We start from the raw sequence: 14,980 nt of genomic DNA on the forward strand, positions 1-14,980 counted from the left end.
ATGTTCAGTATCTGACGAAATATGATTGACAATGACCGCTTTCCTGCCAGTCTGACCGCAGCAGGAGGACGCGATGCACGAAAAGGAACGCCACAGGATCATCTTGTCAGGGGTGCAGGACCGCCCCGTGGTGACCGTGGCCGATCTGTGCGGGCTGACCGGCGCGTCCGAGGCGACCATCCGCCGCGACATCGCCGCCCTGCATGTGCAAAAGAAGTTGCGCCGCGTGCGTGGCGGGGCCGAGGCGATCAATCCGAACCGCTTTCCCGGCCTTGCCGGCCGCCCGTTCAGCGTGAACGAAACGCTACAGATCGAACAGAAACGCGCCATCGCCCGTGCCGCGGTGGACCTGTGCGAGGATGGCGATTCCGTCATCATCAACGGCGGCACGACCACGTTCCAGATGGTGCATCCGCTGGCGAACCGGCGCTGCCAGGTGTTCACCAATTCGTTCCCGATCGCGGAACATCTGCTGAAGCATTCCAAGAACTCCGTTCTGCTGCCGGGCGGGGTGGTTTATCCCGAACAGAACATCATCCTGTCGCCCTTCGACAATGACGTGACGCGCAACTTCTATGCCCGCCGCATGTTCATGGGCGCGCAGGGCGTCGGCCCCCTTGGCATCATGGAGGCGGACCCACTTCTGATCCAGGCCGAACAGAAACTGATCGGACAGGCGGATGAACTGGTGCTGCTGGTGGATTCCACCAAGTTCGAGGCGCGATCCAGCCTTGTGCTGTGCGCGCTGTCCCGGATCGACGTGCTGATCACGGATGAGGGGATTTCCGATCGCGCAGCCTCCATGCTGGAGGCTGCGGATGTGAAGCTGGTCGTGGCGCGCCCGAACGCCACGAGGGAGGACGCTGCGTCCTAGACGCCTTTCGGGCGGATTGAGACAGGGGAGGAGTTCTCATGACGCTGAAAACACTTTTGGCCACCGCGGCCATTCTTGCCGCCACCGGCGCATCGGCGCAGGACATGCGCATCGCCATCGTTGCCAAATCGCTGGGCAACGGCTTCTTCGAGGCCGCGCATCGCGGCGCGCAGGAAGCGGCGGAAGAACTGGGCGGGGTGGAGATCATCTATACCGGCCCAACCACCACGACCGCCGAAGGGCAGATCGAGGTGATCAACTCGCTCATCGCGCAGCGGGTGGATGCCATCGCCATTTCGGCCAATGATCCCGATGCCGTGGTTCCGGCCCTGAAACGCGCCATGCAGCGCGGCATCGCCGTCATCAGCTGGGATTCGGGCGTGGCGGAAGAAGGGCGGATGATGCACCTTTCCCCGTCTTCGGATGATCTGGTGGGCCAGACGATCATCAAGCTGGCGGCAGACCACCTGCCCGAAGGCGGCCAGGTCGCGCTTTTGTCCGCCACCTCCACCTCCACGAACCAGAACCTCTGGATCGAGGCGATGAAGCAGCATCTGCCCGAATATCCGAACATCGAGCTGGTCGCGACGGTTTACGGCGACGATCTTGCCGACAAGTCCTATCGCGAAACGCAGGGGCTGATGCAGTCCTATCCCGATCTAGACGCAATCATCGCGCCCACCTCGGTCGGGATCGTGGCGGCGGCGCAGGCGGTGGCCGATGCGGGCAAGATCGGACAGGTGAACGTGACGGGCCTTGGCCTGCCATCCGAAATGGCGGGGGCGGTCGCATCCGGCGCCTCCAAAAGCTTCGCCATCTGGAACCCGGTCGATCTGGGATATTCGGCCACGATGATCGCCTATCACCTTGCCAAGGAAGACGTGACCGCCGAACCCGGCGCCACCATCCCGATCGGCCGCATGGGCGAGGTGACGCTGGACGACACCAACTCCGCCCCGATGAGCGAGCCGTTCACCTACGACTCCTCGAACATCGACGAGTTCAAGAGCGTGTTCTGAGAAACACGGCGGGGGCCACCGCGCCCCCGCATCCCCACAGGTGATTTCCATGACCACAGACACAGGCGCTGTTCTGGCGCTCGACGGTGTGACGAAAACTTTTCCGGGCGTGAAGGCGCTGGACGGCGTGCGGCTGGAACTTCATGCCGGCGAGGTGACCGCCCTGATCGGTGAAAACGGTGCGGGCAAATCCACCGTGGTGAAGATCCTGACCGGCATCTATCAGCCCGATGGTGGCAGCATCACCATCGACGGCCGGCCCGTGCGTTTTCCCACCGCGCAGGCGGCGGCGGATGCGGGCGTGACCGCGATCCACCAGGAAACCGTGCTGTTTGACGAACTTTCGGTGGCCGAGAACATCTTCCTTGGCCACGCCCCCCGCGCCCGTTTCGGCCTGATCGACCGGCGCGCGATGATGAACCGCGCCCGCGACATCCTGACCGGCATCGGCGCAAGGATCGATCCGGCAACGCGGCTGAAGGATCTGTCCATCGCCTCGCGCCATCTTGTCGCCATTGCGCGCGCCCTGTCGATCGACGCGCGCGTCGTGATCATGGACGAACCCACCGCAGCCCTGTCCCAGACCGAGATCGAGGAGCTTTACACGCTGGTCGATCAGCTGAAGGCGCAGGGAAAGGCGATCCTGTTCATCAGCCACAAATTCGACGAGATCTTCCGCATCGCCGACCGCTTCACCGTGTTCCGCGACGGCCAGTTCGTCGGCGCGGGCCGGATGGCCGAGATAGACGAGGCCGCCCTGGTGCGCATGATGGTGGGCCGCAGCGTGGACCAGATCTTTCCCAAGCGCGCGGCAAAGGTCGGCGATGAAGTGCTGCGCGTGCAGGGTTATTGCCACCCGACCGAGTTCGACGACATCACCTTCACCCTTCGTCGGGGGGAAATCCTTGGTTTCTACGGTCTTGTCGGCGCGGGCCGGACGGAATTCATGCAATCGCTGATCGGCATCACCCGCCCTTCGAAGGGCGTCACGCGCATCGACGGGACGATCCGCACGATCCGGTCCCCCGCGCAGGCGATCGAGGCGGGCATCGTTTATGTGCCCGAAGATCGCGGCAAGCAGGGCGCGATCCTTGACATGCCGATCTTCCAGAACGTCACGCTGCCTTCGCTTGGGCGCACGTCGCGGGCGGGTTTCACCCGCATGGCCAATGAATTCGCGCTGGCACGGGAATACACCCGCCGGCTGGACCTGCGCGCCGCCGCACTGGATGCCAATGTGGGCACGCTTTCGGGCGGCAACCAGCAAAAGGTGGTCATCGCCAAGTGGCTGGCCGTGAAACCGCGCGTCATCATCCTGGACGAACCGACCAAGGGCATCGACATCGGATCGAAGGCGGCCGTGCATGAATTCATGTCCGAACTTGCGGCCGAAGGGCTGTCGGTCATCATGGTCAGCTCTGAGATTCCTGAAATCCTTGGCATGTCGGACCGCGTGATCGTCATGCGCGAAGGCCGCATCGCGGCCGAACTGGCGGGCGCCGACCTGACACCGGAAACCCTTGTCCGCTACGCCGCCGGCATCGGGAGGGCAGCATGATATCGCGCGAGTCCATTCTTTCCGCCGCGATCATCGCGTTGCTTGCGCTGATCGCCACGCGTTTCGCGGGCTTTGTCGCCCCCGGAAACCTTGCCGCCGTGTTCACCGACACTGCGCCGCTGATCATCCTTGCCCTTGGCCAGATGGTCGTGATCCTGACGCGCTGCATCGATCTTTCAGTGGCCGCCAACCTTGCGCTGACGGGCATGGTCTGCGCCATGCTGAACACCGCGATGCCGGGCCTGCCCGTCGCGCTGACGCTGGCGCTGGCCATCGGAATGGGCGCGGGCCTTGGCGCGATCAACGGGCTGCTGGTGTGGAAGCTGGCCATCCCGTCCATCGTCGTCACCCTTGGCACGATGACGATCTTCCGCGGATCTATCTTCCTGCTTTCGGGCGGCGAATGGGTCAACGCGTTCGAGATGAGCGCAAGCTTCACCGGCTTTCCCCGCACCGTGATCCTTGGCCTGCCGGTTCTGGGCTGGATCGCCATCGTCATCATCGCGGGCCTTGCGCTTATGCTGTCGCGCAGCACGCAGGGCCGCGCCTTCTTTGCCGTGGGGGGAAATCCGCATGCCGCCGTTTATGCAGGCATCGATGTGGGGCGGACGCAGTTCCTGGCCTTCACCCTTTCGGGCGCGCTGGCGGGGCTGACGGGATACCTGTGGGTTGCCCGCTATGCCGTTGCCTATACCGATATCGCCGGCGGGTTCGAACTTGACGTTGTGGCGGCCTGCGTGATCGGCGGCATTTCCATCGCGGGCGGCATCGGCAGCGTGGGCGGCGCGGTTCTGGGCGCGCTGTTCCTTGGCGTGATCAAGAACGCGCTGCCGGTCGTCGGCATCTCTCCGTTCTGGCAGATGGCGATTTCGGGCGCCGCAATCATCGTGGCCGTGGCTGCCAATTCCCGTGCGGGCCGCAGCAAGGGCCGCATCATCCTCAAGCAGGCCGAGGTGCGCCAATGACCGCTTCCCCCACGGGCCGCATCGTTCCCGACCGGCTGGCCAGCCCCACATCGCGCGCCCTGAAAAGCTGGGAATCGCTGCTGGCGCTGGTGGCCATCGCCATCTTCATCGCCAACAGCTTCGCCTCGCCCTATTTCCTTGATCCGTGGAACCTCTCGGACGCCACGTTCAACTTCACCGAAAAGGCGATGATCGCCTTGGCGATGGCGCTGCTGATCATCTCGGGGGAGATTGACCTTTCCGTCGCCTCCATCGTCGCGCTGGCTTCCACTGCGATGGGGCTGATGATGCAGGCGGGCTTCGGCACGCCCGCCATCGTGCTGACGGGGCTTGGCACGGGGCTGATCTGCGGTGCGTTCAACGGGCTGCTGGTCACGCGCCTTGGGCTGCCCTCCATCGTCGTGACCATCGGCACGATGAGCTTGTTTCGCGGCATCAGCTATATCGTGCTGGGCGATACCGCCTTCACGGGATACCCCGCCTCGTTCGGCTGGTTCGGGCAGGGTTACGTGGTCTGGGTCATCACCGTGGAACTGGCGATCTTCGCGCTGCTGGCCGTGATCTATGGCATCGTCCTGCACAAGACGAACTTCGGCCGCGGGGTTTATGCCGCGGGCAACAACCCCACCGCCGCGATGTTTTCGGGCGTGCGCGTGGGGCGGGTGAAGTTCATCCTGTTCCTGCTGACGGGGCTGATGTCCGGCCTCGCCTCGGTCTGCCTGACATCGCGCCTCGGCTCCACCCGCCCCTCCATCGGCGCGGGAATGGAGCTTGAGGTGGTGACGGTGGTCGTTCTGGGCGGTGTCAGCATCCTTGGCGGGTCGGGGTCCATCCCCGGCGTGGTGATCGCGGCGCTGGTCATGGGGCTGGTGACCTTCGGGCTGGGCCTTCTGAACGTGCCCGGCATCGTCATGTCCATCGTGATCGGGGTGCTGCTGATCGGCGTGATCGCGCTGCCCCGCATCTGGCAAAAGGCAAGAGCATGGAAAAAGTAGCGTTCCGCATGACCCTGAACCCCGGCCAGCTTGACGAGTACCGCAAGCGGCATGACGAGATATGGCCCGAGCTTTCGGCCCTGCTGAAGGATGCCGGGGTGCAGGATTATTCCATTCACTATGATCCCGAAACGCGGGCGTTGTTCGCCGTCATGTGGCGGCGGCCTGGCGGCACCGATGCCCTGCCCGATCATCCGGTGATGCAGCGGTGGTGGGCCCACATGGCCGACATCATGCAAACCCATCCCGACAACCGACCGGTGGAGGTTCCCCTGCAAATGGTGTTCCACCTGCCATGACCCCGCGCCACATTGCCGTGATCGACGTGGGCAAGACCAATGCCAAGCTGGCGCTGGTCGATGCCGCCACCCTGACCGAGATCGCCGTCACCACCCGCCCGAACACCGTCCTGCCCGGCCCGCCCTATCCCCATTTCGATCTGGAGGGGCACTGGCAGTTCTTCCTGGACGGCCTTGCCGCCTTTCACCGCGATCACGGCATCGACGCCATTTCCATCACCACCCACGGGGCGGCCGCCGTGCTGCTGTCGGCAGATGGCACGCTGGCCACGCCGATGCTGGATTACGAACACGATATCGGCGCGGATGCCGGATATGATGCGATCCGTCCGGATTTCGCCACCACCGGCAGCCCGCGCCTGCCCTGCGGGCTGAACCTTGGATCGCAGCTTCACTGGCTGCTGGCGGATCCGGACATTGCAGCGCGCACGTCCCATGTGCTGACCTATCCGCAATACTGGGCATGGCGGCTGACGGGGGTGATGGCCAGCGATGTCACCTCGCTTGGCTGCCACACCGATCTGTGGAACCCGTGGGAGGGCAGCTTTTCGCCCCTCGTGGACAGGCTGGGGCTGGACGGGAAGATGGCCCCGGCGCGCAGTTCTTCGGACGTGCTGGGAAAGGTGCGCGGCGGGCTTGGCCTGCCGCCGGTGCCGGTGGTGTGCGGCATCCATGATTCCAACGCCTCGCTTCTGCCATATGTGCTGGGTCGATGGGCGCCGTTTTCGGTTGTGTCCACCGGCACATGGGTGGTGGTGATGGGCGGAACGGCCACCGATCTTGATCCGGCGCGCGATGTGCTGGTGAACGTGAACGCACTTGGCCGCGCCGTTCCCTCGGCCCGCTTCATGGGCGGGCGCGAATACGAGGTGATCCGGCAGGGCGGCGATCCGGCCACCACACCCAAGGACCGCGCCGCCGTTCTTGCCGCTGGCGCGATGATCCTGCCCGCGGTGGAGCCGAAATCGGGCCCCTTCGCAGGCCAAGCGATGCGCTGGATCAACGAGCCTTCCGCGCAGGGCGAACGCATGGTTGCACTTGGCCATTACCTTGCACTTGTCACCAAGACTTGCCTTGATCTGATCGGTTCCCGGGGGCCCGCCATCGTGGAGGGTCCCTTCGCCCGCAATCCCGATTATCTGGACATGCTGGCAGCCATTCATGATGCGGGGGTGGAGGTCGCGGCCTCGGCCACCGGCACAAGCGTCGGGGCGGCGCTTCTGTTTGCCGAAGATGCCACGCCCCCTGCCACGCGCCGCGTTGCGCCCGCCGATGCCGAAGCCCTGCGCGCCCTTGCCGCGCGCTGGCACCAGTTGAAGGACACCCCATGCGACTGAGCCATTGCCACAACTTTCACGACTTCCAGGACCTTGCCCGCCGCCGCCTGCCCGCGCCCATCTACAACTATATCGCCGGCGGCGCGGATGACGAGGTGACGCTGCGGCGCAACGCCGCCAGCTTCGAGGCGGTGGATCTGGTGCCGAACGTGCTGCGCGGCGTGGCGGATGTGGATCTTTCGACCACGATCATGGGCCAGGAGATCGACCTGCCCGTTTATCTTTCCCCCACCGCGCTGCAACGGCTGTTCCACCATCAGGGTGAACGGGCCACAGCGGCGGCGGCGGAACGCTTCGGAACGATGTTCGGGGTTTCCTCCCTCGGCACCGTATCGATGGAGGAGTTGGCGAAGAAACATTCCAACCCGCAGGTTTATCAGTTCTATTTCCACAAGGACCGGGCACTGAATTCGGCCATGATGGCGCGGGCCAAGGAATCCGGCATCAAGGTGATGATGCTGACGGTGGACAGCATCACCGGCGGCAACCGCGAACGCGACCTGCGCACCGGATTTTCCATCCCCTTCCGCCTGACCCCGGCCGCGCTGGCGCAGTTCGTGATGAAGCCTGCATGGGGCATCAACTATGTCACGCACGAGAAGTTCTCGTTGCCGCAGCTGGATGCACATATAGACATGAAGGGCGATACGCTGACCATCGGACGGTATTTCACTGAAATGCTGGACCCGTCGATGACGTGGGACGATGTGGCGGCGATGGTGGCCGAATGGAACGGCCCCTTCTGCCTGAAAGGCGTGATGAGCGTGGAGGACGCCCGCCGCGCCGCCGATATCGGCTGCACCGGCATCGTGCTGTCGAACCATGGCGGGCGGCAGCTTGACGGATCGCGCACAGGCTTCGACCAGCTGGACGAAATCGTTCAGGCCGTGGGCGACCGGATGGACGTGATGATGGACGGTGGCGTCACGCGCGGCACGCATGTGCTGAAGGCGCTGGCCCTTGGGGCGAAGGCGGTCGGCCTTGGCCGTTACTACCTGTTCCCGCTGGCGGCGGCAGGCCAGCCCGGCATCGAACGGGCGCTTGGCCAGATGAAGGCGGAACTGGTGCGCGGGATGCGCCTGATGGGGTGCACCCGGATCGACCAGCTGACGCCTGACATGCTGCGCCTCCGGCAGGGGTGATCCCGCCGGAGGGGCGGGGTCTTACCGCATGTCGGCAGGCTGGATGAACTCCATATCGGTATAGTCGATATTGTCGCCGGCCATCGCCCAGATGAACGTGTACTCCCCGATCCCTGCACCCGAATGGATCGACCACGGCGGCGAAAGCACGCCTTCCTCGTTCGCGATGAACAGGTGGCGCGTTTCCGTTGGCTCTCCCATCAGATGCAGCACGCGGGCTTCGGGGGCCATGCCCCAATACAGATACGCCTCCATTCGGCGGTCATGGATGTGGCTGGGAATGGTGTTCCAGACCGATCCTTCCTCCAGCGAGGTATAGCCGAGGATCAGCTGGCAGCTTTCCATCACCTTGGGGTGGATGAACTGCTTGATCGTGCGCTTGTTGGAACTGGCGGCATCGCCCATCTTCACTTCGATGCAGTCGGCCAGCGTCACCAGCTTCGACGGGAAGGCCTTATGCGCCGGGGCCGAGGTGATGTAGAACCGCCCCTTGCCCGAAAATGTCACCGCGCCCGAACCCATGCCCAGATACAGCACGTCGCCGCGGTTCATGGTATAGGTTTCGCCGCCAGCCTTGACGGTGCCGGTATCGCCGATGTTCACGATGCCCATCTCGCGGCGGTCCAGGAAGGAGGGGGTCTTGGTTTCCTCCACCGCGTCCAGCACCAGATCGAAGGCACCGGGCACCGCGCCCCCCATCACGAAGCGGTCGTAATGGGAATAAACAAGGCGGATCTCCCCATCCGCGAACATGCCCTGCGTCAGGAAGTTCGCGCGAAGGGCGGCGGTGTCCATGCCCTTGGCATGTTCGGGGTGGATCGCGTGGCGGGTTTCGACAGTCAGCATGTTTCCTCCTTAGATGCCAAGCCATTGCGGCAGCGACAGGGTCAGCGCGGGCCAATAGGTGATCAGAAGCAGCAACCCGATCAGCAGCAGATAGAACGGGCCAAGCGCGCGGATGGCGCGTTCGACCCGCACCTTCGCCACGGCCGCGCCCACGAACAGGCCGGTGCCCACGGGCGGGGTGATCGTTCCGATGGCAAGGTTGAACACCATGATCACGCCGAAATGCACCGGATCGACACCGACCTTGGCCGCGATGGGCAGCAGGATCGGCGTGAAGATCAGGATGGCCGGCCCGACATCCATGAAGCAGCCGACAACCAGCAGCAGGATGTTGATGATCAGCATCACCATGATCGGGTTTTCGGAAATGCCCAGAATGGCCGCCGTGATCGCCGCCGGGATGCCGGTGAAGGCCATCGCAAAGCTTAGCGCGGCCGAAGCGGCAAGAAGCAGCATGATGGCGCCCGTGATCTGGGCGGTTTCCACAAGAAAGAACCCAAGGTCGCGCGGCGCGGTGGTGCGATGGATCACGAAGGCCAGCAGCAGGGTATAAACCACCGCGATGCCCGACGCCTCCACCGCGGTGAACACGCCCATGACGATGCCCCCGATGACGATCACGATCAGCAGAAGCGATGGGATCGCCTCGGCCACGATCTTCAGCGCATCGCGCAGGGGCACGCCCGCGGCAACGGGATAACCACGCCGCCGCGCCATCACGACGGTCATCACCATCATGCAAAGGCCCCACAGGATGCCCGCGACCGCGCCCGCCATGAACAGCGCCGCGATGGAGGTGCCACCCGCCACCAGCGAATAGATGATGAACGCCGTGGTCGGCGGGATCAGCATTCCCGTCGGCGCCGAGGCGATGTTGACGGCGGCGGCGAAGTCGCGGTCATACCCCTCTTTCGCCTGCATCGGCACCATCACCCCGCCGATGGAGGTGGAAGCCGCGATGGCCGAACCGGAAATGCAGCCGAACAGCATGTTGCCGGCGATGTTCGTTTGCGCCAGCGAACCGGGAATGCGCCCCGCGATCAGCTGGGCAAAGCGCACCAGCCGGATCGCGATCCCGCCCGAGTTCATGATCACGCCCGACAGGATGAAGAACGGCACCGCCAGCAGCGTGAAGCTGTCAAGGCTGGCCATCATCTTCTGGGCCGAGGTGAACAGCGCCATGTCGGGCGGCGTGATCAGCGAAACGGCCGCCAACGCCGCCGCCACGATGGAAATGGCCAGCGGCAGGCCCAGAAAGGCGGTGACGGCGAAAACCAGAAGCAGGATCAGGCTTGCAGTGACGGCCATGTCATTCCACCGCGCTCAGCGCTTTTTCGAAGCTGTCGGGGCGTCCGCGTGTGCCGCGCAGAAGGTCGATCAGGTTCAGAAGGCTGTAAAGGATCATAAGAACGCCCGAAACGGGCAGGCTGGCATAAACCCAGCCCATCGGAATGCGCAGCACGGGGCTGACCTGCCGCGAGGCAATCTCTACCCCGCGCATCCCGCCGATCACCAGCACCGCCAGCGCGAACAGGATGAAGCCCACCGGCACAAGGATTTCCAGCAACTGCCGCGTGCGGCCGGTGGCAAGGTTGCGGGCAAGGTCGATCGTCATGTGCGTGCCGCGCCCGGTGGCATAGGCCGCCCCCAGAAGCGACAGCCAGATCACGCCGAAGCGCAGGGTTTCCTCGGTCAGGGTGGATGGTGCGTTCAGCGCATAGCGGCTGATCACCTGCCAGCACAAAACCACCACCAGCGCCGCCAGCAGGACGGCGCAGACAGAGCCGACGCAAAGGTCCAGAAGGCGGCGCAGGCGGATCATCACATCCCCTCGCCCTTGGCGCGGATGGCTTCCACGGTCGGGGCGATCGCCTCGGGCATGTCGTCATACATCGGCTTCACCGCGTCCTGGAACGGGGCGATGTCGGGATAGGTGAAGGTCACGCCGAATTCGGTTTCGGCCTCTTCGCGCGCGGCATCGACGGAATCGCCCCAGATGCCCTTGTGAAACTCGGTCGATTCGCGCGCTGCCTCGCGGATCGCCTGCTGCTGATCCTCGGTCAGCCGGTCCAGCGTGGCAGAGGAGATCAGCATCACGTCCGGAATGCGGGTGTGCATGTCATAGGAAAATGCCTTCGCGACTTCCGCATGGCGGGCGACGGTCAGGGCGAATTCGTTGTTTTCAGCCCCGTCCAGAACCCCCTGCTGGATAGAGGTGTAAACCTCGGCCTGGCTCATGGCGATGGGGGATGCGCCCAGCACTTCGACCATGCGGATCAGCGTGGGCGATTGCAGAACGCGGATCTTCAGGCCGGCCAGGTCGGCCGGCTTTTCGATGGCCTTGTCCTCGGTATAGAAAGACCGCGCGCCGGAGTTGTAGTAGGTCAGCCCCACCATCCCCTGATCCGCCGTCGCCTGATACACCGGGTCCATCACGGCCGCATCGTCCAGCGCGGCATAGAAGTGATCTTCGTCATCGAAAAGATAGGGCATGGAGAACGCGCCGTAGATGGGCGAGAAGCTTTCCATCAGCCCGCCCGACACCTTGGTCATGTCCAGAAGGCCGCCCTGAACCAGTTCCACCAGCTCGCGCTCTCCGCCCAGCTGGCCGTCGGGGAAGAACTGGACGGTCACGTCGCCATCCGTCTTCTCCTCCACCAGCCGTGCGAATTCCTTCATCGCCTCCACCGTGGGCGTGGCATTCTCGGCATAGCCGAAGCGCAGCGTTTCGGCCCCGGCGGCACCGGCCAGTGCGATCAGCGCGGCCGTCGTCAAAAGCATCTTCATGTCGTTCCTCCCCAGGCAACGTCAGATGTAAGTGCGTAAAAACTCCGACAGGCAGAACATCGCCATCGCCTGCCCGTAGGGCATCGAGGTCAGCTTGATCTGCCGATAGTAATCCAGATCCGATCCCATGGCGGTGCCGAACGACACGTTCTGCAATTCGCCATTGGCGTCGATATTGTCGATCACGGCCTTGACCGCGCGTTCGGCCACGGGCGCATATTCCGGGCCGATATACCGCTTGCGCACGCCCTTCAGCAGGCCATAGGCAAAGCCCGCCGTGGCCGAAGCCTCCAGATAGCTGGACTTGTCATCCAGCAGCGTGTGCCACAGCCCGCTTTCATGCTGGCACTGCGCCAGCGCCTCGGCCTGCCGGCCCAGAAGGGCGATCAGGTGGCGGCGGACGGGATCGTTCGCGGGCAGGTCCAGAAGTTCGATGAACTCGGGGATCACGATGGTGACCCAGCTGTTGCCCCGTGCCCAAAGGGCATTGGCGAAGTTGTGGTTTCCTTCGAACGTCCAGCCGTGGAACCAAAGGCCCGTGCGCGTGTCCATCAGGTACTGCGCATGGGTCAGGAACTGGTATTTCGCCTCCTCCACATATTCGGGCCGGTTCAGCAGCAGGCCGATCTTGGCCAGCGGCACCACCGACATCATCAGCGTGTCATCCCACATCTGCTGATGATTGACCGAGTTGTAGACGATGTGCTGCAGCCCGCCGTCGCGCACGCGGGGCATTTCGTGCATCACCCATTCGGCCCATGTGTCCAGATACGGAAGCCATGCCGGATCGCGGTCCATCTCGTACAGGTGCGCGGCGGTCAGGAAGGGGGCAACGGTGTTGATGTTCTTGGTCGGCGTGCCTTCGGCCAGCCGGTCGCGGAACCAGCCCTTCACGATGTCCATCGCGCGGGCATTGCCGGTCAGCTGCCAGTATTTCAAAAGGCCGTAAAGGCCGATGCCGTGGGTCCATTCCCAGCCGGCCCAGCCCTTGGTGTCGATGACCCGGCCATCCTCAAGCCGCAGCAGAAACTCCCCCGTCTCGTCGGTGATGTTGACAAGGTTGTCCGTCAGCCGGTCGATCAGGGCGCAAACCTCGGCCCGGGGAAGGATGTGGTCCTTCTGCCGCAAAAGCGGATGCATGTCGTCTCCTCCCAAAGACTGGCGTCTGAATCCGGAACGCCGTTCCAGATGAACCGAACCACAACCGGCATGGGTAAGGCAAGCACGAATTGACTTTCCGGTCCAAAACTTTCAGAATAGTGTTCCAGAAAAAGGGATGATGGCGTGCAGTCAGGCAAAGCGGATAATGTCGCGTCGGTTCTGAAGGTGTTTTCCGTGCTGGAAACACTGGCCGAGGATCGTCAGGCCAGCCTTGGAACCATCGCGCAAAAGGCGATGACCTCCAAAAGCACGACGCACCGCCTGCTGCAAACCATGGTCGATCTGGGATATGTCGAACAGGACATGGAAACAGAGCGTTACGGCCTGACGCTGAAGCTGTTTTCCATCGCCGCCCGCGCCATCGATCCGTCGCAGCTTCTGACGCATGCCGACCGTGCGATGGCCACCCTGTCGCGCGCCACCGGCGAATCGATCAACCTTGGCGTTATCGACGGGCAGGAGGAGAAGGTCGTTTATGTCCACCACATCGAATCTGTCTACGGCCTTTCGATGAAAAGCACGGTGGGCCAGCGCAATCCGCTCAGCTCCACCTCGCTGGGCAAGGCGCTGTTGGCCTGGCGCGAGGCAGAGGAGATCGAGGCCCGGATCGCCCGCATGCCCTTCGATCCCGCCGGCCCCAATGCCATCCGCGATGCCGCCCGCCTGCGCGACGAACTTGCCCGCACCCGCGAACAGGGCTTTGCCGAGGAGATAGAGGAAGCCGAAGCCGGCGTGCGCTGCCTTGCCGCCCCGGTATTCGATCATCTGGGCCGGCCGGTCGCGGCGATTTCGATGGCGTTCCCCTTGTTCCGCTTCGACGAGGCGCGCAAGCCCGACTATGTCGCGCGCCTGCAGGCGGCGGCGCGCGAAACCTCGGCCGCGCTTGGCCACCGGCCCTAGGGCACGGGCACGAATTCCACCCATGTTGGGCCCGTGCCAACACGAACGCGGGCGGTTTGCGCCAGATGCCCGGTTTCGGGATCAATCGCATAAAGCGTCATCCGGTCCGATCGTTCGCCCGCGGCCGCCAAGAAGCGCCCGTCCGGCGACATGCCGATCTTGCGCGGCTGCTTTTCGGTGGCGAAGGTTTCGATCAGGCGCATCCCGCCGCCGGTGTCGATCAGGCTTATGCGGCTGGTGGTGCGTTCGGTGACGTAAAGGAACCGGCCATCGGGGGTGATCAGGATATCGGCCGCCCAGATGCGGGGCACCCCGTCACGCTTCACCAGCGGCGGCAGGCCATTCTGCAGGGCCGTCCCTTCGGGCAGGATCGACACGCGGCCCATCTCGGCCAGGCCGTTCGCAGTGACGTCGAAGCGCACCACCTCCCCCGAAAATTCGGTCACGACGTAAAGGCGGTCCCCTGCGGGCGAGAATACGAGGTGGCGCGGGCCGGACCCTGCCCCTGTTTCCGCCTCATCCAGCGGTGTCAGCATCCCGCTGTCTGCGTCGATGGTGAAGCGGATCACCTCGTCCGTGCCAAGCGCGGTGGAAAAGGCGACACGCCCCGCAGCATCGGTCCGGATCGCATGGGCGTTGCGGCCTGCGGGCTGCACCTGCCGCGGGCCGGCAGTGATCAGCCCGTCCTGCCCCACCGGCAGCGTGACCACCGCACCCCCGGCATACGATGCCCCCAGCAGCGTTCGCCCCGCCGGATCAAGGCTGACATAGGCGAAGTTCTCGAACGTGGGGGCAACCGCCTTCTGCGCCAGCGTGCCGGTCAGCGGATCGATGGCCAGCGTCACGACATGATAGGGCGGCTTGCGAACGGCGGCGTAAAGATGCGCGCGGTCGGGGCTGACGGCCATCGGCCCCACACCTGCGCCGACGCGAGCCGTGGAAACTGGGGAAAGCACCCCTTCCGTATTCATGCGGAAGACGTCGATCACGCCGCCCACTGTGGCGGCAACATAAACATAGGTGTCAGCCAAGGCGGCAACCGGCAAAAGCCATGCCAGAACCGCGGCGCGCAGGATGGCGGACATCTCTGAATCCTC

General features: G+C 64.2%; 15 protein-coding genes. 9 read left to right on the forward strand and 6 right to left on the reverse strand.

The genetic code is table 11. From position 1 onward, the window contains the following. Window positions 1–73: 73 nt before the first annotated feature. The 8 genes from JX25_RS12585 to JX25_RS12620 are packed head-to-tail and all read left to right on the forward strand — an operon-like array spanning window position 74 to window position 8,189. Complete coding sequence (locus JX25_RS12585; protein WP_128255439.1) at window positions 74–874, forward strand: DeoR/GlpR family DNA-binding transcription regulator; 801 nt, start codon at window positions 74–76, stop codon at window positions 872–874. Between the two features lie 38 nt (window positions 875–912). Further along, window positions 913–1,893 (forward strand): rhamnose ABC transporter substrate-binding protein, encoded by a 981-nt coding sequence (gene rhaS / locus JX25_RS12590; RefSeq protein ID WP_128255440.1) that lies wholly within the window; start codon window positions 913–915, stop codon window positions 1,891–1,893. Window positions 1,894–1,942: 49 nt separating this feature from the next. Then, entirely contained in the window at window positions 1,943–3,451 is a 1,509-nt protein-coding gene (locus JX25_RS12595; protein WP_128255441.1) for a sugar ABC transporter ATP-binding protein, read from the forward strand. Continuing rightward, on the forward strand, window positions 3,448–4,416 hold the full coding sequence (locus JX25_RS12600; protein WP_128255442.1) for an ABC transporter permease: 969 nt from the start codon (window positions 3,448–3,450) through the stop codon (window positions 4,414–4,416). Before JX25_RS12595 ends, JX25_RS12600 begins: the two co-directional genes overlap by 4 nt. Then, on the forward strand, window positions 4,413–5,411 hold the full coding sequence (locus JX25_RS12605) for an ABC transporter permease (protein ID WP_128255443.1): 999 nt from the start codon (window positions 4,413–4,415) through the stop codon (window positions 5,409–5,411). Before JX25_RS12600 ends, JX25_RS12605 begins: the two co-directional genes overlap by 4 nt. Further along, on the forward strand, window positions 5,399–5,710 hold the full coding sequence (locus JX25_RS12610; RefSeq protein WP_128255444.1) for an L-rhamnose mutarotase: 312 nt from the start codon (window positions 5,399–5,401) through the stop codon (window positions 5,708–5,710). Before JX25_RS12605 ends, JX25_RS12610 begins: the two co-directional genes overlap by 13 nt. After that, a complete protein-coding gene (locus JX25_RS12615; protein ID WP_128255445.1) occupies window positions 5,707–7,047 on the forward strand; it encodes an FGGY-family carbohydrate kinase in 1,341 nt (446 codons plus the stop codon). The genes JX25_RS12610 and JX25_RS12615 overlap by 4 nt, the downstream gene beginning before the upstream one ends. Further along, window positions 7,038–8,189: an alpha-hydroxy acid oxidase gene (locus tag JX25_RS12620; protein WP_128255446.1), complete on the forward strand. Its 1,152-nt coding sequence runs from the start codon at window positions 7,038–7,040 to the stop codon at window positions 8,187–8,189. Before JX25_RS12615 ends, JX25_RS12620 begins: the two co-directional genes overlap by 10 nt. Before the next feature lie 21 nt (window positions 8,190–8,210). Here JX25_RS12620 and kduI read toward each other — a convergent pair whose 3' ends face one another. From kduI to bglB, 5 genes are read right to left on the reverse strand one after another with little or no spacing between them, the layout of a single operon-like run. Next, a complete protein-coding gene (kduI, locus tag JX25_RS12625) occupies window positions 8,211–9,035 on the reverse strand; it encodes a 5-dehydro-4-deoxy-D-glucuronate isomerase (protein WP_128255447.1) in 825 nt (274 codons plus the stop codon). Between the two features lie 9 nt (window positions 9,036–9,044). After that, entirely contained in the window at window positions 9,045–10,343 is a 1,299-nt protein-coding gene (locus JX25_RS12630) for a TRAP transporter large permease (RefSeq protein ID WP_128255448.1), read from the reverse strand. Window position 10,344: 1 nt separating this feature from the next. After that, window positions 10,345–10,857, reverse strand: a complete 513-nt coding sequence (locus JX25_RS12635) for a TRAP transporter small permease (RefSeq protein ID WP_128255449.1) — start codon at window positions 10,855–10,857, stop codon at window positions 10,345–10,347. Then, complete coding sequence (locus JX25_RS12640) at window positions 10,857–11,822, reverse strand: TRAP transporter substrate-binding protein (protein ID WP_128255450.1); 966 nt, start codon at window positions 11,820–11,822, stop codon at window positions 10,857–10,859. Before JX25_RS12640 ends, JX25_RS12635 begins: the two co-directional genes overlap by 1 nt. 21 nt (window positions 11,823–11,843) lie before the next feature. After that, a complete protein-coding gene (gene bglB / locus JX25_RS12645) occupies window positions 11,844–12,962 on the reverse strand; it encodes a beta-galactosidase BglB (RefSeq protein ID WP_128255451.1) in 1,119 nt (372 codons plus the stop codon). Between the two features lie 144 nt (window positions 12,963–13,106). Between bglB and JX25_RS12650 the strand changes: the two genes are divergently transcribed. Further along, window positions 13,107–13,883: an IclR family transcriptional regulator domain-containing protein gene (locus JX25_RS12650; RefSeq protein ID WP_128255452.1), complete on the forward strand. Its 777-nt coding sequence runs from the start codon at window positions 13,107–13,109 to the stop codon at window positions 13,881–13,883. On the opposite strand, the gene JX25_RS12655 is transcribed toward JX25_RS12650, so the two are convergent. Continuing rightward, window positions 13,880–14,968: a lactonase family protein gene (locus JX25_RS12655; RefSeq protein ID WP_128255453.1), complete on the reverse strand. Its 1,089-nt coding sequence runs from the start codon at window positions 14,966–14,968 to the stop codon at window positions 13,880–13,882. The two genes, JX25_RS12650 and JX25_RS12655, sit on opposite strands and share 4 nt — an antisense overlap. Window positions 14,969–14,980: the final 12 nt, after the last annotated feature.

Source organism: Falsirhodobacter deserti (assembly GCF_004015795.1).
Lineage (GTDB): Bacteria > Pseudomonadota > Alphaproteobacteria > Rhodobacterales > Rhodobacteraceae > Falsirhodobacter > Falsirhodobacter deserti.

Excerpts from the sequence above, each read along its gene's own strand:
- JX25_RS12585 (WP_128255439.1), top strand. The coding sequence starts at position 74 with ATGCACGAAAAGGAACGCCACAGGATCATCTTGTCAGGGGTGCAGGAC.
- rhaS (WP_128255440.1), top strand. The coding sequence starts at position 913 with ATGACGCTGAAAACACTTTTGGCCACCGCGGCCATTCTTGCCGCCACC.
- JX25_RS12595 (WP_128255441.1), top strand. The coding sequence starts at position 1,943 with ATGACCACAGACACAGGCGCTGTTCTGGCGCTCGACGGTGTGACGAAA.
- JX25_RS12600 (WP_128255442.1), top strand. The coding sequence starts at position 3,448 with ATGATATCGCGCGAGTCCATTCTTTCCGCCGCGATCATCGCGTTGCTT.
- JX25_RS12605 (WP_128255443.1), top strand. The coding sequence starts at position 4,413 with ATGACCGCTTCCCCCACGGGCCGCATCGTTCCCGACCGGCTGGCCAGC.
- JX25_RS12610 (WP_128255444.1), top strand. The coding sequence starts at position 5,399 with ATGGAAAAAGTAGCGTTCCGCATGACCCTGAACCCCGGCCAGCTTGAC.
- JX25_RS12615 (WP_128255445.1), top strand. The coding sequence starts at position 5,707 with ATGACCCCGCGCCACATTGCCGTGATCGACGTGGGCAAGACCAATGCC.
- JX25_RS12620 (WP_128255446.1), top strand. The coding sequence starts at position 7,038 with ATGCGACTGAGCCATTGCCACAACTTTCACGACTTCCAGGACCTTGCC.
- kduI (WP_128255447.1), bottom strand. The coding sequence starts at position 9,035 with ATGCTGACTGTCGAAACCCGCCACGCGATCCACCCCGAACATGCCAAG.
- JX25_RS12630 (WP_128255448.1), bottom strand. The coding sequence starts at position 10,343 with ATGGCCGTCACTGCAAGCCTGATCCTGCTTCTGGTTTTCGCCGTCACC.
- JX25_RS12635 (WP_128255449.1), bottom strand. The coding sequence starts at position 10,857 with ATGATCCGCCTGCGCCGCCTTCTGGACCTTTGCGTCGGCTCTGTCTGC.
- JX25_RS12640 (WP_128255450.1), bottom strand. The coding sequence starts at position 11,822 with ATGAAGATGCTTTTGACGACGGCCGCGCTGATCGCACTGGCCGGTGCC.
- bglB (WP_128255451.1), bottom strand. The coding sequence starts at position 12,962 with ATGCATCCGCTTTTGCGGCAGAAGGACCACATCCTTCCCCGGGCCGAG.
- JX25_RS12655 (WP_128255453.1), bottom strand. The coding sequence starts at position 14,968 with ATGTCCGCCATCCTGCGCGCCGCGGTTCTGGCATGGCTTTTGCCGGTT.